Here is a 19465-nt window from a genome sequence, read left to right as displayed (position 1 = left end):
CTAATTGCCTTCCCAGCTCGATCCATCCTTCTTGGTGCCGCACAAATTCACCTTCAGTCCCAAGGCATTCGCCATCGAGGCCCGTGTCCACAATGCCTCGTCAGCCGCTTCGGCGTTTTCAGCATACACGACCTGAACATGGTTTGCCTGATGCTTGGCCATCATTTGATCGCGTGTCACCCCGTACGTAACACCATGCATGATCGGCCACACCGGTGTTGTGCTGTCCAGCCGACGCTGCGTTTCGGCCTCCGGAAGTTCGATCGCTTTGCCACGTCCTAGATCGATATGCAACGCGTTGTCGACCACGTAAATTCGCGACCAAACGATTTCGCCCGGTTTGGAAACACCAGCCAATGTCGAACCACCTTTGGGAAAGTACATCGGTGGCTGACGATAACCATGGCATGCGTTCCAGCCGCCAAGATGCTCGGCCGGAGCAGAGCCGGAGATCTCGAACACCCAGACGTATTCGTCCGTGGTGCCTGATTGATCGAAGCAGCCCCAACGCAAGTCGTGCAGAGTTGTCTCGACAGGCTGATCCAAGGCCCGATGAATTCGCTGAATCAAAATCGCATCGAGCCCAGCGCACTCGTCCACTTCGTTGAAGTGAGGAATGCTTCGCCCGGGAAAGAGTTCGCGTGCTCCACTGCGATCCATCACCGGAGGACGGCTGGTGCTGTTGAGCGTTCCTTCCACCAGGTCGCTGGCCGGGGTCATATCTTTGAGCCCCTGTTGATATTGAATGCCAATCGTCTCACAACCGAAATGATCGGCCAGTCGCACGGCAGCGATATACATTCGACACTGATCTAGAATCTGGGCTTCGGTCAGCTCGGTCGATTCGTCGGTCCCCAAATGGAACTGCATGCCTTGCTGCTGATACCAGGCCATCACCGCTGCAGCTTCAGCATCGGTGACGGTTCGCATTTCCGCGACCAGTGCCGACTGACTGAGGCGTTCTTTGAACACGCCCAGCGGATGCAACAGATGATCTGGAATGATCGCGTTGAACATTCCCATACAACCTTCATCGAAGACTCCCATGATCGCCTTCTGCTGAAGCAGTTCGTCGGCCAGCCGCTGACCAAGGTCTGCGGCCGAGGCAGGAATGCTCTCGGCATTCAGTGGGCTGACATGGTCCGCCGTATGCTCACAGGTGCCGGTTTCGAGCCAGGCTTTAAGCTTGTCGAGGAAGTAGTCGTCGGTAAAGTCTTCGCTCCACAGCGTACTGTAAGGCTTGCCTGCTTTGGTGAGCGAACCATTTAGATTCAACATTCCCACCAATCCTGGCCACTGCCCTGACCAGTTCGCCACCGTCAGGATTGGCCCTTGATGGCTCAACAGTCCGGCGAGCACGTGATGCGAATATTGCCAGACAGCTTCCGCTACGATCAGAGGAGCATCCTTCGGGATCGAACGAAATATCTCGATGCCACGTTTCTGGCTGTCGATAAAGCCGTGGCCTTCTTCGGTCACTTCGTGGGCACGATGAATCGTATAGCCGAGTTTTTCGACGGCAGCCGTTAACGCGGTTTCTAAGGCGGCCTGGGCTGGCCAGCACATTTGGTTCGCCGACAAGCGAGAGTCGCCGCTTGCGACCAGTTGCACAGGGGAGTGTTCGCGGGGCATCAGATTTCAACTTTGCGAAACGGGGACATCGAGTTGGTTGAGAATCTCGGCGACCTGACGTCGCTGTGGGGCAAGGAAATTATGAAACGGATCCGCCATGAAGTCATCGCAAATTCCCATCAACGACAAACAACACTTGGTTGCCTTGATGTACTTCGAGGCATACTTGCCAACATCATAAACCTGCTGAAACTGAACGATACGTTGATGCAGCTCTTGCATCTTGACCTGATCGCCGGATCGCAGGGCTTCATAGCAATCGACAAACAATCGCGGCAACGCGTTGGCCCCACCGGCCACGGCCCCGTCGCCACCGAGCTCCACAGCACGTGGCAACTGGGCTTCCGGGCCAATCATCACCGACCAATCGGGACGTAGCGATTTCAGACCGACCGCTTGCTCGAAGTAGGCGAGGTCGCCGCTGCTATCTTTCAGCCCAACAATCCCTTCCATGTCGGCCAACTTCTGCAGCGTTTCGATCTCGAACCACACCTTGGTGAGCTGCGGCATGTTGTACAACATCAGCGGCAACGGAAGTTCCGGCACAATATTGCGAACGTAGCTTGTCAGTTCAGTTTGCCCAGCCGGGAAGTAGTAAGGCGTGGTCAGCACGGCGGCGGTCGCCCCGGCGTCGGCCGCATGCTTGGCGAGGTTCACCGATTCGACAAATGCGGTGTCAGTGATCCCAACGAGAACCGGCACTCGATCAGAGACTAATCGGCACACTTGATCAATCAGTTCGCGTCGCAGGCGATAGCTGAGACTGGGTGCTTCGCCGGTGCTTCCCAGAATGAAAATTCCATGGACGCCCCCCTCGATCACATGCTCGACCAGGCGTTCCAGTCCGGCTTGATCCAACTGATCACGACCAGTTAGTGGTGTCACCAGAGGTGGAATGATGCCGTGAAATGATTCCGAATTCGTACTCACCGTATTACCTCAAAAAGGTTTTATTCGCCCCTGGGCGATTGTTGTTCATTGGTATTGTTTCGATCACTCGGCCCGATCTGCGCGAGGAGCCAGCCTGCCAGAAGAATGGTGAGCGTTCCGAAGACAATCACCAAGTTGTTGTTGAATGGACTGGCCAACATGCCCCACGCTTCCGGCCAGAAAGCCATCTGCGTCAGCGTCATCCACAAGATCATCAGCACGCCAAGGATCACACCAATGATCGCTGCGAGGTTGCCTGCCCGCCGCGACAACATGCCCAGCAGAAAGAGCCCCAGCATGCCACCACTGAAAATGCTTGCCATCTTCCACCAGACATCGAGAATGCTTTTAACCTCGATCATCGCAATCGCGACGCGGGTACCAATCAGGCCCCAGACCATCGTGCCGACATAGAGGACGATCATCGATTCACGCGACGAGGCTTTCGGCCGAATGAATCGTTGATAGAAGTCGGTCAGGGTCAAGGTTGCCGCCCCGTTCAAGCTGGTCGAAAGGGTGCTCATCGCGGCGGCAAAGATTGCGGCCACCAACAGTCCTGAAATCCCGATCGGCAATCCATCGATGATGAAGAACGGGAAGACGTCGTCTCCCTTGCCTTCCGCGACAAAGCTGCCGCCGGGCTCTGGATTGCGCAGTGTTTCTGGAAGCAGTTCTGGCTGAACCGAGTAGTACGCGAACAGCGCCGTTCCGATCCACAGGAACACAATCGTGATCGGCACATAGATCAGCGCACCAAACCAAACCGACTTGCGGGCTTCGCTGTCGGACTTAGCGGCGATGTAACGTTGGACGTAGCTTTGATCGATCCCGAAGTTCTGCAGGTTGATGAACAAACCGTAAATCAAGATCACCCAAAAGGTCGGCTGCACAAGGCTGGGGCCGAGCGAACCAAGACTGAATTTGTTGTTCGCCATCGCGATGTCGATCATCTGCTGCGGACCGTCAGGCATGCTCAGCGGCAGAAGAATCGCACACGCAATCGCCCCGATCGCCAGAACCACACTTTGCAAGGCATCGGTCCAGATCACCCCTTCAATACCACCAACCAACGTGTAAAGCGTCGTCAGACCGCCCGTCACCATGATCAGCATCGGAATGTCCCAGCCCAACAACTGATGCAGCGGCAATGCCAACAAGTACATGACCGATCCCATCCGGACGGCCTGGGTCAGCAGATAACAGATCGCCGCGTAGCTCCGAGCCCAGACACCGAAGCGATTTTCTAAGTGTTGATAGGCCGAGATCGCGTTTCCTTGTCGGTAGTAAGGCACGAACCAGCGGGTCGCGACCCACGCAGCCAACGGCAACGAAAGACTGAATGCCAGTGCATTCCAATTCGAAGAAAACGCTTTGCCAGGCAGCGCGAGAAAGCTGATACTACTGACGTAGGTTCCGAAGATCGAAAGCCCCACCACCCAACCCGACATCGATCGGCTGGCCGCCATGTAACCTTCAGGACTGCGGCTCTTGCGATAAAACCACATGCCCAGACCAACCACACCAATCAAGTAAATGACAAGCACGGTGATGTCGGCGGTCGCGAATTGATGCACGAGGCAGGTCTCCTGGGGGCGGGAGAATCGGCATGACGAGGTGAGAAGGGGCACTTGGAATACCACTGGTATCCCAGCAGTATGGCTAGCCGCCAAACGACTTGCAAGTCCTTTCCTCCTTTCTCCTTCAAACCAGAACGACGGATACCAGCCGTTCCACAAGAGAACTCTGGCCAAACCAAGGACTTTCACATCCAGCGAAGATCTGCAATTGGATGGCCCCGTGAAGGCCAGTTGAAAACCTCCTGCCCTGGAAGAAACCAGGGGAATGGAGTAGGGTTCAATCTGCAAGTTCCTGTATCCCAGACCCGTACCGGCCCATCAAGCGCGCTTCCAAACTGGAATTCCATGGAAAAGATTCCGCGGCGACAGCAAGCCTATAACTACATCCAGGAACGGATCCTGTCAGGCGATCTTCCCGGCGGTTCGCAAATCTCGGAATTGGCGATGGCCAAAGAGATTGGCATGAGCCGGATGCCGATTCGAGAAGCCATTCGTCAGTTGGAAGTAGAAGGGCTCGTTCGGCAGGTTCCCCGGTTCGGGACGATCGTTCATTCGCTCGATCGCTCCGAGATGGCCGAGTTGTACGAAGTTCGCGAAGCACTGGAAAGTCACGCGGCCGAATCGGTCGCCGAGTATCTTTCCAACGAAGACAAGCAGATCTTACTGCTGCTCTGTCAGAAGCTCATGGAAATCGCTCGCGAATTGAAAGCGAGTGGCGAGAAGACCTTTTCGCCCAAGCAGCTCCAGAGCTTCCTGGCTGCGGACATGGGTTTTCATATGATCATTCTGCGGGCGAGTGGCAATCGTCGCATGATCAAGATCGTGTCTGACCTTCGCGTCCTGTCGCGAATCTTCACCGCCAAACGTGAGCCCCATAACCTAAAGATTGTCGCCAGCGTCTATCGCTTTCATCGCCGAATCTTGCGAGCACTTCGGAAGGCAGATGGCGAAGCGGCTCGACACTGGATGAAAGAACACATTCGCGAGAGCCGACGCTTGGCACTCGAGTCGTTCGATCGACGCCAGGCAATGGGAGAAGCACGCAACGCCATTCCGCTCGCGCTTCCACAAGACTTGCTGGAAGAGATCAACCGCATCGAAGCGAACGAACTTTAACGAGGCGTCGCCAACCGGGCATGCTGCTCCCGAAGCATCTCCTTCAGACGTGCTTTTAGCGTCGCTGTTTTCTCCGGCAGATCGTGACTGAGGTCATGCTGTTCGCCCAGATCATTCTGCAAGTCATACAGTTCGCAGCGATCGTCCTCTGCGAACCATAGCAGCTTGTAACGGCCACTTCGCAGAGCCGACTGAGGACGCGTCTGACTGACCTCGAAGTCTCCGATGCCGATAGACTGGGAAGCGGCGGCATAGCCCGTTTCCGGGTGATAATAGGGGAAATGCCATAGTAAATCCCGGTCAGCGGACGATTCACTTTCGAGCGATTCCCAGGCGATGGCTGCTCCATCGGTTGCTATGTTCGTGTTGCCTGCGACCGAAAGAAATCCTGACAGCAGGTCATATCCAACCACTGGCTGGCGGCTAGTAATCCCTGGTGTAATTTTGCCTGGCCAGCGAGCCAACATCGGGATGCGGATGCCTCCTTCATAGAGATTCCACTTTGATCCTCGCAGGGGAGCATTCGTTGTGTACTCGGGATGGCCGCCGTTGTCGGAAAAGAACACGACAAGCGTGTTGTCGGCCTGATCGCTTTCATCAACCGCCTTCATGATTTGCCCGACGTGATGGTCCAACGTTTCCAGGAAAGCGGCGTACTCGATTCGCTTGGTACGGTTCACTTCGCCCGTCGGGATGGTCGCGTCGTAGTAATCGAGTAACCATGCCGTTTGATTCCGGACTGGCGTATGCACATAGAATGACGACGCCATGACAAAGAACGGTCGATCGTGATCACGGCGAATGTATTTACAGACGCGATCGACCATCGAGTCGTCAGGGAATTCCCCTTCCTGATCGATGCTGGGTGGCGGTGTCTTCTTCCAGACGTACGGATGCGCCCCGAAGTCTTCCTCGGCAAACTGGAAACCTTGCTGCTGCGGACCATGCGTTGGACTCCAGCCGAGGTAGCGCCGGTAGTGCTGGTTCAAATGCCACTTACCAAAGAAGGCTGTCTCGTACCCCTCGGTCGAGAGCAGCTCGGCGATGGTCTCCTCTTCCAGCGGAAGGTTCATCGTGTACGGCGGAGCTTTCAGCAACGTTGGCCCATCGATCGCCTGATGGCCAGGCGTGTTCTTGGTAACGAACTCGAACCCGAGACGCGCGGTTGTCTTGCCGGTGAGAATGCTGGCCCTGGATGCGGAACAGATCGGTGCCGATGCGTAGGCGTCGGTGAACTGGACTCCCTGCTTCGCAATCTGATCAATGTTCGGAGTCCGATGCCATGGCTGTCCGTAGCACGCCAGATCGGACCACCCCAAGTCGTCGACCAGGATGAACACAATGTTCGGGGACTCGGCCAGGGCAGTGCCTGCCATCAGACACCAGACGATCCAAGCTGCAACTTGCTTCATGATGGTTGCTCCCAACGATTTCGGTCGACGCCCAAGGCCCAGGAGTAGCGACACTCCGGCTTGATTAGTCTGCCTGACTTTCCATTCCACGGCGAACATTCTTTCCGCCGTCAGAAAAAAATTTGCATTCCTCAGCAGAACATCCTATCCTGGGATCCCAGTGGGATTCAACGGCACCGTGTTCATGGGTTAAGCTCCGTAGCAGGCCTCGTGGATCGGGTCCAAGGCCATGGATCCCCGTCGACCAACTCGAGACATTCGACTCCCCCTCATCGGCAGTCGCGACTCTTTCGCTCTGCCACTCCCCCTCGTTACAAGGATCTCTCGTATGGCCCCAAACTTAGATCGACCCCGGAGCAGACACGGATTTACGCTGGTGGAACTGTTGGTGGTGATCGCGATCATCGGTGTTTTGATCGCGTTGCTTTTGCCTGCGGTTCAAGCGGCTCGCGAAGCGGCTCGGCGGATGCAATGCAGCAACCATCTGAAACAGTTGGGCCTGGCCCTGCACAACTATCACGACACTTACCGTGCGTTCCCACCGGGCGGGTACAAGGCTGCCAATCAGCTGAGTTGGCATACCCGGATATTGTCGTTCATCGAACAGCAGGCCATCGAAGATCAGATCAACTGGAAGGCCCAAGGCTATCCGGCCAACAAGCCGCTCTCGCTCGATATCGTTCCGCCCATGTTTCATTGCCCAAGTAATGTGAGCGACAAACAGCGAGGCGTCTGGTCCAGCGGCCAGGTCAGCGGCCAAAACACGTACACTCAGCACTACAACGGCGTGGCCGGTCCGATCGGACAAAATCCACAAACCGGAACCAATTACCCGATCTTGCTCGGAACTGCTTATCACTCCGGCTGTACCGGATCGAGCGAACGCCGTGGCATGGCAACCGGTGGCGTGTTGTACGTCGACTCGAACGTTCGCTTCGGCGACATCACCGATGGCACCTCGAACACGCTGGTAATTGGCGAACGTTTCGAGGGAGAAACAAGCTGGGTTGCCGGAACGAGCAACAGCATCGGCTGGCCATGCGATGCGGCCGCCTTCAAAAACCTGGAATACAGTATCAACTTTTGTGGACCAAACGAATCGTGTAGCTCGTACGCCAATTCCCGCCCATTCTCGAGCAACCATCCTGGCGGAGCCCAGTTTGCCCTGGGGGATGGCTCGATCTCGTTCCTTCCGGAAACGACCGACTTCGACGTGTTGTTATCGCTGGCAAGTCGCAGCGGCAACGAACCGGTCTCGCTTCCTTAGCCTTGGCAACGTTCACCCTCTTATTCCAGCAAGGCGGAGAGGAACATGAAAGAAACTTTTGACCTGATCCCTGGTCGTCGTGCATCCTGGAATTTGGCAGGCACCCTACTGTGTCTTGCTATGCTGGGTGGCTGCACGGCGGAAGAGTCGGATCGCTTTGTGATTACCGGCAATGCGACCTACGATGGAAAGCCGATCCCGGCTGGCGAACTTGTTTTCACGCCAGACACCAGCCGGGGAAACAAAGGCCCCCAAGGCAAAGCCAAGATTGTTGATGGCAAGTTCACCACGCGTGGCGATGGCCGTGGTGTAGTCGGCGGACCTCATCGCGTCGAGCTGCGTGCCTTCGATGGGGTTGCTTTTCAAGATGCTGAAATGACGGTCGAAGAAGGTCGACCGCTGTTCGGCTCGTTGAAAGGGGATATCGATTTGCCGCCTGATTCGGCGGTTATCGACGCCCACGTCACCACCCAAGGTGGCAAGTCACAAATGAAACTTTCGCTGGTTCCCTGACCGGTTCAGCCAACGAGAATCCTTCCCATTCACCCCCGTGATGCCTCCCGATGATTGAAGTAAGGAAATCGACCGTGAAGTCATTCTCTCGAATCTGGTGCTTGATGGTGCCGTTGGTATTTCTTGCCTGGCATTCGGCTTCCGCCGACGAAACGCTGCAGCCAGTCAAATATCGCAACCCCGGCTTGAAGGTCGATATGGGCGTGGGCCTATGGGCCTGGCCGATGCCGATTGATTGGGATTCGGACGGCGATACCGACTTGCTGGTTTCGTGCCCCGATGTCCCCTTCAACGGGACCTATCTATTCGAGAACCCAGGCGGCGACGCCAAGTTCCCAATCTTCAAGCCACCTGTGAAAGTCGGTGGTGGTCTGCACTCGATTCATGTTTCGTATGTCGATGGCAAGCCGCGGATTCTCTCGCCAGGGACCGAGTGGGTGAACTTCCTCGGCGACAAACTGGCCGACTCGAAAACGATTCACTCGCAGAAGAACATCCACCCCAATCGCGTCCGGGCCAACCAATGGCGCTACGTCGACTACGACGACGATGGCCTGACCGACTTGATGGTGGGTGTCGGTGACTGGACTGAATATGGCTGGGACGATGCCTTCGATGCCGAAGGAAACTGGACCCGTGGGCCACTCCGGGGCTACGTCTATTGGCTGCGAAATACCGGCACGACTGAAGATCCCAAGTACGATTCGCCAGAGAAGTTGATGTCCGGCAACCAACCGATCGACGTCTTCGGCATGCCTTCGCCTAACCTGGCCGACTTCGACAACGACGGCGACTTGGACCTGCTGTGTGGCGAGTTCCTCGATGGCTTCACCTACTTTGAAAATCAAGGCACCCGCAAGCAGCCGAAGTTCGCGGCCGGTCGCCGTCTGACCTACGAAGGCGCTCCGATCGCGATGGACCTGCAGATGATTACGCCAACTGCGTTCGACTGGGATGGCGATGGCGACATCGACTTGATCGTCGGCGATGAAGATGGTCGCGTTGCCTTGGTCGAACATACTGGCAAGTTCGTCGACGGCGTGCCGCAGTTCTTGCCGCCACGCTATTTCCAGCAAGAGGCGAACGCCCTCAAGTTCGGTGCATTGGCAACGCCGGTTAGTGTGGACTGGGATGGCGACGGTGACGAAGACCTGGTCGTAGGGAACTCGGCCGGAAACATCGGCTGGTTCGAGAATCTCGACGGCGGCAATCCTCCGAAGTGGGATGCCATCAAGTTGTTGAAAGTCAACGGCAAGCCAATTCGCCCGCAAGCAGGTCCCAGTGGATCGATCCAAGGCCCGGCAGAAGCGAAGTGGGGCTACACCACGCTTAGCGTTGCCGACTGGGATCATGATGGTCGCAAGGACCTGATCGTCAACTCGATCTGGGGCAAAGTCGAATGGTACCGCAATACCGGATCGCTTGAAGAACTTGCCGCGGCACAGCCGGTGGAAGTCGAATGGCCCGGCAATCCTCCGAAGCCCGCTTGGAACTGGTGGGATCCGAAAGCAAAAGAACTGGTTACCCAGTGGCGCACCACGCCGGTCGTCATCGATTTGAATCAAGATGACCTGAACGATCTGGTTTGCCTCGATCACGAAGGGTACCCGTCGTTCTTCGAGCGAAAGAAGCAAGGCGATCAGCTCGTTCTGCTGCCAGGCAAGCGAATCTTTACCGACCGCAAAGGCAAGCCACTCCAGCTCAATGCAAAAACGGCCGGGGGTAGTGGTCGCCGCAAGCTGTGCTTCGCCGATTGGAATGGGGATGGCAAGCTTGACCTGTTGGCCAACAGCCGCAACGTCGATCTGTTTCTGAATGTCTCGACCGACGAACATCCATGGGCTTTCGATTCTCCGGTTCAAGTTCACTCGCATCGTCTGGCCGGTCATACCACCAGCCCGACCATCGTGAACTGGAACAACGACGATCGTCCGGACCTCCTGGTTGGTGCCGAGGATGGTCACTTCTATACCATCGAAAACAACTGGAAGCCGTTCGACTCTCGCCAGGTCGGTTCATTGAAGATCGAACGTCGCTCGATCCAACTCGGCACGCTCGCCGAGGGGCAGCTCGCTTACGGTAATCGGCCCTATACCTGGATCTCGGTCCCAGCCGCCTTCGATGGTTGGCAGTTCGTACAAGGCAACGGCGGCGAAACCGACTACGTCTTCGCCACCGCCAACGTACCGACAACCATTTACATGGCAACTTCGGCGTCGGTGAAACCATCGGAGCTGAGCGGCTGGAAGCCTGTCGAAGATGGCAAGTTCCAATATGGCGACGCAGGCAAGACCGCCATGCAGGTCTATCAGCGCGAAGCCAATAAAGGGGAACGTGTTCCCATTCCCCAAACCACGTGGACCGGTGGCATGTTGCTGCTTCCCCCTGCGAAAGACGCTTCGCCAGCGCCGCAAGCCAAGAGCAACGACATCTCGGACCATCGTCCGAATGTCTTGTTCATTGCAGTCGATGATCTTCGTGTTCAACTGGGATGCTACGGCGATCCGATCGTTCAGACTCCCAACATTGATCGACTGGCAAGTCGGGGCGTGCTCTTTGAGCACGCTTACTGCCAGCAAGCCCTCTGTAATCCGTCGAGGGCTTCGATCATGACCGGCCAGTATCCCGACTCACTCGGTATCTGGGATCTGCCGACTCACTTTCGCGAAGTCCAACCTTACGTGGTGACCTTACCGCAGCACTTCAAGAATCAGGGTTACTACACCCGAAACATCGGCAAGGTGTTTCACAACTATAGCCAGAAGATTCAAAACGACCCTCAGGCATGGTCCGTTCCTCCGATGTTCGACTGGGGAGCCCACTCGCAAGATTGGTACGTCGCAGGCAAGCCTTTCGAATTGCACAAAGGTCCCAAGGGCCCTGCGATTCAAAAGGTCGATGTTCCTGACGAAGCGTATCTCGACGGACGTATCGCTGAAGAGGCGGCAAAAGCTATCCGCCAGCAAGCACGGTCCCATCAGCCGTTCTTTCTGGCCGTTGGCTTCTGGAAACCGCATCTTCCCTTCAACGCTCCGCAGAAATATTGGGATCTGTACGATCCGAACGTGATGGCCGAGCACGCTTCGACTGCCTCACCTGGGACCGCTCCTGAGATTGCCCGGCATGATAGCCGCGAAGTCCGAAGCTATACCGATGTCGCCAAGGCAGGTCCGATTCCTACCGAAACAAACCAACAATTGCATCACGGCTACTACGCAGCGATCAGTTTTTTGGACGCCCAGATCGGCAAGGTCCTCGATGCCCTCGAACAATCAGGCCAGGCGGAAAACACGATCGTCGTGCTCTGGTCCGATCATGGCTTTCATCTCGGCGAGCATGCCCTGTGGTGCAAGACGTCGAACTTCGAGCTCGATGCCCACGTTCCCTTGGTGATCGCTGACCCACGCAACAAGCATCGCGGCGAGCGAACCGATGCGTTGGTCGAGTTGGTCGACCTCTACCCAACGCTGGTCGATCTGTGTGAACTTCCCGCCGCCAAACGCCTCGACGGTACAAGTCTGCGTCCAGTGCTTGAGGATCCGAAGGCGACAATTCGCGAGACAGCCCTGACGCAGCATCCTCGGCCTGCGTACTTCAAAGGGAAACCGGAGGTAATGGGTTACTCGATTCGCACCCCGCAGTATCGGTACACCGAATGGCGTGATTTTGCTGATGGTGAGGTTCAAGCAACCGAGCTTTACGATCACCAAGAAGATCCCGCAGAGAATTCCAATCTGGCCGGGGAGCAGCAGACCGCTCAGATCCAAAGTCACCTGGCGAAACTGCTCCAAGGCCGGATCAGCAACACCAATCCTTAGAGGCTTGCACCGACCTGCGACAAGGTTGGCTAGTTTGGGCTATGATGAAGTGAGACGCGTGTTCTTAGTGAATGCGCGTCGATACCTTCCCGATTTCACCCTCGCCTTAAAGCCCATTCATGTCGCACATTACTACTGACCCTGCTTCGCTGCGTCTGGCAGCAATGTTAATTGTCCTGACTTTCATTCCTGCGATTGCCTCGGCGGAAACGCTGAAGTCTCCCGACGGCCAACTGACGTTTCAAATCGAACTGCGCCCGGCAGGCTCCAAGTCGCAACTTGTCTATCAGGTGACTACGCCCAAAGACACCATCGTTACCGACTCGACGATTTCGTTCGTTCGGAAAGATGGCGTGGTAATAGGCGACCACCTCGAAATGGTCTCGGTCGAACCTGCTTCGAGTCACGACTCGACCTGGAATCCCGTCTACGGCGAGCGAAGCTCGATCCGCGATCACTACACGACTCAAACGTTCCGCTACCGCGATACGAAAGCGAACTGCCTGTTCGTCCTGGAAGTTCGCTGCTACGACACTGGCATCGCATTTCGGACGACGCTAGGCGATGCCAACGGCGCGACTATTTCACTGGCTCGGGAACAAACGGAGTTTCGCTTTCCCACAGATTACCCTGCCTGGCGAACGACCAGTGCCCAGGGAACCTACGACAAAGTTCCGCTGAGCCAGCTTGGCAAGAACGTCGAACGCCCGCTGACAATCGAAGCTGGAAAGAAGGTGGTCGCCATTGGCGAAGCGCAACTGGTCGACTACGCCGTGATGCGTTTGCAAACCGTCACAGACGGTGGACCTGGTGTTGTGTCGCAGCTTCAAAGTGAAATCGTCAGCCCTACGCCGTTGACGACGCCGTGGCGTTTTGTGATGGTCGCCGATACGCCAGGGGAGTTACTAGAAGGAAATGACCTGCTGTTGAACTTGAACGAGCCTTGTGCGATCGCGGATACCTCGTGGATCCAACCCGGCAAAGTCATTCGCGAAATCAGCCTGACGACCGACGGCGCAAAGGCCTGTATCGATTTCGCCGTGAAGAACAATTTCCGATACGTCGAGTTTGATGCAGGTTGGTATGGACACGAGTATGACGATACCTCGGACGCGACGACCGTCACCGTGGATGCCAAACGTTCGCCAGGCCCGCTCGACTTGCCAGGCGTGATCGAGTACGCCCGGCAGCGTGATATCGGCATTTTGGTTTACGTCAATCGACGAGCCCTCGAAAAGCAACTGGACGAGATCTTACCGCTCTACAAGAAGTGGGGAATCGCAGGCGTGAAGTATGGCTTCGTACAAACGGGTTCCCAGAAATGGACCGCCTGGCTGCACGAGGCAGTTCGCAAAGCAGCCGATCACCAGTTGATGGTCGACGTCCATGACGAATACCGGCCAACCGGCTATTCTCGTACCTATCCCAATCTGATGACTCAGGAAGGCGTGCGAGGCGACGAGGCGACGCCATCCGCAAACCTCGCGATCACCACGATTTTCACACGTAACCTGGCGGGTGCCGCCGACCATACGATTTGCTATTACGATCCTCGCGTACGAGCGAACTGGTCGCACGCCCACCAGTTGGCAAAGGCGGTTTGCACTTATTCGCCGTGGCAGTTTATGTATTGGTACGACACACCGCTTTCTCCGCTGCAGGATGGGAAGACCACGCGAAACCGCATCATCGATTCCCCCGAATTGAAGTTCTTCGCCGAGGTTCCGACGGTGTGGGATGATACCCGCGTGCTGAATGGTGTAATCGGCGAATCTGTTGTCACGGCTCGTCGAAGCGGCGAACGATGGTTCATCGGGGCTATGAATGGAAATCAACCACGTACCCTGACCGTCCCGCTCGACTTTCTTGATCGTGACACGAAGTATGAAGCCACGATCTATCGAGACGATCCTTCGCTCGACGGTCCGACCAAAGTACGGATCGATCAGCAAATCGTCGACAGCAACACGGTTCTAGAGACCGAATTGCGTTCCAACGGTGGCGAAGCGATTTCCCTGTTCCCGGCGAAGTAGCCGCTTTGCAGGTAGCAATTGCGACACTCGTCCGTTAAAGACGAGCGTCGTCTGCAATCGCTTGCGATAGTCGACTACCACCTATTGGCGATCTAGACGAAAAATCAGCGGGTCACGAGTCGGAATCGCTGCCTTCCGGGGAGTTGTTTTCAAGTCCAAGGGCTTCCGGTCGTACACTTGCAGTACCAGCTTTCGTGCCGTCGGGTCGTCGTCAGAAAGGATTAGCATGACACGATAATCTCCCGGCAAAGCTCCTGGCCAGACGTGCCCATCGTGCATCGTACTCAACGCGAAATGGCCGCCTGGCTGAATTTCGGCGAAGGCTCGTACCGCGGAGTCCTTTACCGACACGAATTCAATCTGATGCCCCGCCAATGCGGCGGAGTCTTCGTTCTCTACCACGATAATCCCGCGAACAGCTACGGTAAGTGGGACATCACCACCGCGACAACCGGCCGCAAGCATCACTGCCAGAAAGAAGCTCGCGACCGATCCTGGTTTGACAATGGCATTCTTCATCGGACTTCACCGCCTGCTCGTGTAGCAAACGCTGTCAACGTTTCGATATCGGTGGTCAGCGGCAGAGGACGAACGCTTCCATCGACAAATACAAACAAAGTCACACCAGGATGCGGACCACCGAAACTACTGTTGGCCAGCGGTACCGATTGATTATTCGTCGGCAAGAGAGGTCGTCGATCCCCGTTGGGATGGAGCCCGAGCATACGACGATGCGTATTGCGAATTCCGCTGAAGATGCTTCGATCTTCATTCTTGCCGCGGAGCGACTTTGGCCGAATCGCTTTTTCGCCAAACATCGTCGTATGGGTCGTGCCGTCGGTGATATCGGCGAAGCGAATCTGATTCTTCCAGGTCGCCAGGTAAGGCTTCCCGCTCCGGTCGCTGGTTACGCGAGGTACGGCAGGGATGATGGCCCCATTCGATTGAACGTACTGAGCCCCGGTACCAAAGCTCGCCGCATAATCGGTCAGTGCCGCTCCTTCCGAAGTGAAGTCACCGATGCTCAAGGTCGCTTCAGGCCGAGAAGGGCAGAGATAGCTTGGAACCTGGGTTTGATACGCTTCCTTCGGCTGCTCGGCCGCAAGGTAGTGAATGTCCCACAGCGCAAGCTGATTGCCTCCTTCCAAATAAGGAAGTAACAACGCACCCCAAGTCGCCCAACTGTTTTCCGTTTCGGAGTTGTCCCCAATAAACGCTGGCGGTAGGTTGCCGTAGGTGTCGTGAAAGTTATGGGCGGCCAGACCAATCTGCTTCAAATTGTTGGTGCAGTGCATGCGTCGAGCAGCTTCACGGGCCTGTTGCACCGCAGGCAAGAGCATCGCGATCAACACACCAATTATGGCGATCACCACCAGGAGTTCGACCAACGTAAATCCATGGCGTAGGAAAGGATTTCGGACCATCGTTTGTTGATGTTTCATGTCTTGAATCTTGAAAGTAAGAGTACTTCGATTTGGCTCCGCTTCGTCCTGCGCATAGCATCTTCCAGGACATCCGACAGGGGCCGCAAATTGCGAGAGAGTTGAATCCGTTATCCGAGGCCCGCAGCAGTCAGCCTCGCGTTGGCATCAGCAACAGTACGAGCGATCCGAAGCGAGCCAGCAGGCCAAGAGAGCCGGGCGATCGATCTGAGAGATTGTCTTCATCGTTCCACATTCCACCTTGAGTTTTCCATTTCGCCAGCAACACAAGCTGGCGAATGACGTTCATCCTTAAGCGCCATCGCACACGCAATCAGCTAACGCCGATCACGTGTGCCGGGATCAAAAGCAAAGAACGGACCACTCCACAGGAAGAAAAGACATTTCCTTACGAGACCAGCGATTCCTCGGGGAGAGAAGCGGGAAAAAATTTTTGCGATCCCGTCTCGTTCTCTTCCTATTCACCGGAGAAACGCGACAGGCCAGAACGTATCGCAGAGGCCGCGCTCATTTACCGGCGACCCGTGAAATAATCTGGCTTAGTCTTGCGGACGAAACTGTGACCAGTCGAGTTGCAGCTTTCGCATCCGAGCTCGCAGCGTGTGCGGATTGATTTTGAGAATCGCCGCCGCGCCACGTCGCCCTTCGATTTGCCCTTCGGTGAAACGCAACACACTTTCGATGTGCTGCTTCATGACTTCGTCCAATGACGGAATTTCGCTTGTCTTATGTGGCGAACGGGAAGCAGGAGGACTCCAGGCCGGGGCAAGGCTTGCCGGGGAAGGATTCGGAGCAGCCGAAACCTGCAACGTTCTATCCCCACTCCAGCCGAGTGCCTTGGCGACTTCCAGTCGCTGACCATCACCCAGGATGGCAGCCCGATCAATCACCGCCGCCAACTCGCGAATGTTACCTGGCCAATCGTACGCTCGCAGCAATTCGAGCGACTCTTGATCGGGCAGGGCAGGGGCCAGGCCAAACCGCAGCGCGGCCCGGTCGGCGAAGTGGTTCGCCAGTTCTTCAATATCGTCCACCCGTTCTCGCAGCGGCGGCAAAAGAAGTGGAAACACCGCGAGGCGATACCAAAGATCTTCACGGAACTTGCCTTCACGAACCATATTGGCAAGATCACGATGCGTTGCTGCGACGACCCGGACGTTGACATGGATCGGTGTGTTGCCACCAACTCGCTCGACGAAACCATCTTGGAGTACCCGCAAAAATCGAACCTGGGCTTCAAGTGGCAGTTCGCCGATTTCATCCAGAAAGAGCGTGCCGCCATCGGCCCTTTCGAACCAGCCTTGTCGCGATTGATCGGCCCCTGTAAAGCTTCCCTTTTCGTGTCCAAAAAGTTGTGAGTCGATCAATTCGGATGGAATCGCCCCGCAGTTCACGCGAATGAAGGGACCATCGTGACGATCGCCGCGAACATGCAGTGACCGGGCCACAACTTCCTTGCCAGTTCCTGTTTCGCCGAGAATCAGCACCGGAACATCCGAGTCGGTGACCAAGGCAACTCGTTCCATCACCAGCCGCAGACCGGTTTCTTCGCCAACAACTTTGTCGTCGAGATTCTGCCGCCCGAGCCTTCGCAGCAACGCTCCTCGCTCCGCCTCGGCCGCTTCCCGCAGCGCTGCCATTTCGTGCAGTCGCCGATCGTTTTCGAGTGCAACAGAAAAGGGTTCCTGGATCGCTTCGGCGACTTGCATTTGCTTCGCGGAAAACTTCTGCGCGTTGCTGGCCGCCAGCAGCAAGACACCGCTGCTGGGGTGATCGCCTGCCAGCGGAATCGCGATCACGTCTCCCGCTAGATACTCCGGGGTAACCAGTGCTATCGGCGAGGTCGCCTTCTGATGAAGTTGGACGATCTCACCACGGCGCAGCCATGCCTTCAGCTTTGTCATCTCAGGCCGGGTATACGTTCGGCGATGTTCCGAAAGTGGTTGCCCCCCTTCCTGAGGCGCCGCCGCCACGGTCGAGATGCTGGCATGCTCGAAATCGAAACGGCGAACGATCAACTGTGCTAAGGGCAGCTCTTGCTCGAGCATCTGGGCGATCGTTTCGACATACTCGCCGATTTCAATATGCCGACAGGCCTGTTGCCAGACGTCCAACAGAATTTGGCTTAGCTTCGACATCCCAGACCCATCAAATATTGTGGCCATCGCGATCGCAATTCCCGGACATCCATGAAATATAACGGCCTAGGGCCGCTCCATCCAGCAAACAGTGCTGGACGATCTTAGGTTTCCGTGAAATGCAATTGGCAGACCGTTGCCCCTGCCGTCTTCACGTTACAACTCAAGTTGCCTGGCGTTTACCACTCCTTTCGAGGGAATGATCTGCCACGCTCTAGCCAGCGATCACAAGGTAATCCAAAGTTTTTCATGTCGAGTTGTCACTTCTGCCGGGACTTAGTCGTCCTGCTTGGTGAAGCCCCGTTTTTTGACGATTGACTCTTTGCCCTAACCAGAAGAAGGGACCACCACCATGCGTTGGACCAACACCTCGACCTTCACCATTGCTACTCTCGTTGTTGGACTTTCGGTCCTCAGTCCGGTGGCTGCTCAAGATGCCCCACATCAGGAAGTCGCCAAGCCAGCCGGTAAGTCGGCTCCGCTGATGACGATGTCGCCAAGCCCTGGCGTCGTTGTGAACGTGTTGAAGGTAGATCCGCTAAAGGCAATCCAGAGTAAGCAGCCTCGTACCGCGACGATGGTCGAGGTCGTGATCGATCCCCTCGCAGGCAGTCCACCGCATCGTCACCCAGGCCCTGTTTGCGGCTATGTGTTGGAAGGAACGTTCGAGTTTCAGATCGAAGGCAAGGAGAAACAAGTCCTGAACGAGGGAGATACCTTCTTCGAGCCAGAAATGATCCTGCATCTGGTTGGCCGCAATCCGAATCAAGAAGGCAAGACCCGTGTTTTGGCCACCATCATTCATCCGTCCGATGCGAAGCAACTCGTAATTCCTGAACCCCAGAAATAAGTCGCGTGTCGTTGTCCATAACGATCCCGAGCTTTGGTTAAAATCTTGCTGTGAAGAATTTTGGCTCCCATGACAAGCCTTGAAACGCCTGGGCCACCACCAGGCAACACCACATCCATTACCATCGCTTGCTGGTTCGTTCGCTTTGCACTCGCCGCCGCATTTCTTTCTGCGGTCGGCGATCGTTTTGGTTTGTGGGGTCCTCCCGGCGCCGAAGGAGTCGCGTGGGGAAGTATTGAAAACTACGATGCCTACGTCGGCATGCTGAACTGGTTTCTTCCTTCGGGATTGATCTCGCCGGTCGGCTGGGTCGCAACTGGAGCGGAGGTCGTGATTGCCATTGGCCTGCTGGTTGGATTTCAGCTTCGCTGGTTCGCCCTGGCAGCCGGACTGCTGCTGACTATCTTCGCCACCGCCATGACGGGAGCCTTCGGCCCGAAACCGCCGCTCGACTATTCAGTTTTGTCGGCAGCAAGTGCTGCCTATCTGCTCTTCGCGGTGAACTTCCCTCCGAGAGCAACTGCGGTCGACTAACGATCGGATCGAACACCCCGGGCATTCAATCTAGCCTCCAGGGGGATGCACCACGCGTGCAGGCCCCCTTTTCTCGGTTGGTACGGTCCCCTCGGGGCAAACACCGATCAATTCCGTTGATCGCTATAAAGCGGATAACCTGTTCGGCTGATTACCGAAATGTCGGGAACAACTCGATTTGCGATCGGGCAACTGGCTTATGT

General features: G+C 56.1%; 15 protein-coding genes. 7 read left to right on the top strand and 8 right to left on the bottom strand.

Going from position 1 to position 19465, the window contains the following annotated elements:
- The 3 genes from ABD890_RS15955 to ABD890_RS15945 are packed head-to-tail and all read right to left on the bottom strand — an operon-like array spanning window position 1 to window position 4136.
- Window positions 1-1632, bottom strand: coding sequence for an L-fucose/L-arabinose isomerase family protein (locus ABD890_RS15955; protein WP_345091701.1), 1632 nt, complete (start codon window positions 1630-1632; stop codon window positions 1-3).
- A 6-nt stretch (window positions 1633-1638) separates the two neighbouring features.
- Window positions 1639-2562: a dihydrodipicolinate synthase family protein gene (locus ABD890_RS15950; protein ID WP_345091698.1), complete on the bottom strand. Its 924-nt coding sequence runs from the start codon at window positions 2560-2562 to the stop codon at window positions 1639-1641.
- 20 nt (window positions 2563-2582) lie between these two features.
- On the bottom strand, window positions 2583-4136 hold the full coding sequence (locus ABD890_RS15945) for a sodium:solute symporter family protein (protein WP_345091695.1): 1554 nt from the start codon (window positions 4134-4136) through the stop codon (window positions 2583-2585).
- Between the two features lie 348 nt (window positions 4137-4484).
- Here ABD890_RS15945 and ABD890_RS15940 point away from each other — a divergent pair, with 348 nt between their 5' ends.
- On the top strand, window positions 4485-5255 hold the full coding sequence (locus tag ABD890_RS15940) for a GntR family transcriptional regulator (protein ID WP_345091692.1): 771 nt from the start codon (window positions 4485-4487) through the stop codon (window positions 5253-5255).
- Here the strand turns inward: ABD890_RS15940 and ABD890_RS15935 are convergent.
- On the bottom strand, window positions 5252-6667 hold the full coding sequence (locus tag ABD890_RS15935; RefSeq protein ID WP_345091689.1) for a sulfatase: 1416 nt from the start codon (window positions 6665-6667) through the stop codon (window positions 5252-5254). The genes ABD890_RS15940 and ABD890_RS15935 overlap by 4 nt on opposite strands.
- Before the next feature lie 229 nt (window positions 6668-6896).
- Between ABD890_RS15935 and ABD890_RS15930 the strand changes: the two genes are divergently transcribed.
- The 4 genes from ABD890_RS15930 (at window position 6897) to ABD890_RS15915 (ending at window position 14298) form a co-directional block, all read left to right on the top strand.
- Entirely contained in the window at window positions 6897-7934 is a 1038-nt protein-coding gene (locus ABD890_RS15930) for a DUF1559 family PulG-like putative transporter (RefSeq protein WP_345091686.1), read from the top strand.
- A 45-nt stretch (window positions 7935-7979) separates the two neighbouring features.
- The gene (locus ABD890_RS15925) at window positions 7980-8447 is read left to right on the top strand and encodes a hypothetical protein (RefSeq protein WP_345091684.1); all 468 of its coding nucleotides are present in this window, start codon (window positions 7980-7982) and stop codon (window positions 8445-8447) included.
- Between the two features lie 74 nt (window positions 8448-8521).
- A complete protein-coding gene (locus tag ABD890_RS15920) occupies window positions 8522-12265 on the top strand; it encodes a sulfatase-like hydrolase/transferase (protein WP_345091681.1) in 3744 nt (1247 codons plus the stop codon).
- Window positions 12266-12384: 119 nt separating this feature from the next.
- On the top strand, window positions 12385-14298 hold the full coding sequence (locus tag ABD890_RS15915) for a glycoside hydrolase family 97 protein (protein WP_345091679.1): 1914 nt from the start codon (window positions 12385-12387) through the stop codon (window positions 14296-14298).
- Between the two features lie 81 nt (window positions 14299-14379).
- On the opposite strand, the gene ABD890_RS15910 is transcribed toward ABD890_RS15915, so the two are convergent.
- The 4 genes from ABD890_RS15910 to ABD890_RS15895 all read right to left on the bottom strand — a co-directional run bounded on the left by ABD890_RS15910 (window position 14380) and on the right by ABD890_RS15895 (window position 17878).
- A complete protein-coding gene (locus ABD890_RS15910) occupies window positions 14380-14817 on the bottom strand; it encodes a hypothetical protein (RefSeq protein WP_345091676.1) in 438 nt (145 codons plus the stop codon).
- The gene (locus ABD890_RS15905; RefSeq protein ID WP_345091673.1) at window positions 14814-15740 is read right to left on the bottom strand and encodes a DUF1559 family PulG-like putative transporter; all 927 of its coding nucleotides are present in this window, start codon (window positions 15738-15740) and stop codon (window positions 14814-14816) included. Before ABD890_RS15905 ends, ABD890_RS15910 begins: the two co-directional genes overlap by 4 nt.
- A 130-nt stretch (window positions 15741-15870) precedes the next feature.
- Window positions 15871-16029, bottom strand: a complete 159-nt coding sequence (locus ABD890_RS15900; RefSeq protein ID WP_345091670.1) for a hypothetical protein — start codon at window positions 16027-16029, stop codon at window positions 15871-15873.
- Between the two features lie 250 nt (window positions 16030-16279).
- The gene (locus ABD890_RS15895; RefSeq protein ID WP_345091667.1) at window positions 16280-17878 is read right to left on the bottom strand and encodes a sigma-54 interaction domain-containing protein; all 1599 of its coding nucleotides are present in this window, start codon (window positions 17876-17878) and stop codon (window positions 16280-16282) included.
- A gap of 352 nt (window positions 17879-18230) precedes the next feature.
- Between ABD890_RS15895 and ABD890_RS15890 the strand changes: the two genes are divergently transcribed.
- The gene (locus tag ABD890_RS15890) at window positions 18231-18728 is read left to right on the top strand and encodes a cupin domain-containing protein (protein WP_345091664.1); all 498 of its coding nucleotides are present in this window, start codon (window positions 18231-18233) and stop codon (window positions 18726-18728) included.
- Between the two features lie 69 nt (window positions 18729-18797).
- Entirely contained in the window at window positions 18798-19262 is a 465-nt protein-coding gene (locus ABD890_RS15885; RefSeq protein WP_345091661.1) for a DoxX family protein, read from the top strand.
- The last annotated feature ends 203 nt before the right edge of the window (window positions 19263-19465 follow it).

The organism is Bremerella cremea (assembly GCF_039541315.1).
Taxonomy (GTDB): Bacteria; Planctomycetota; Planctomycetia; order Pirellulales; family Pirellulaceae; genus Bremerella; species Bremerella cremea.
Note: the sequence above shows the minus strand (reverse complement) of the source record. Positions and strands in the feature narration are given on the sequence as shown.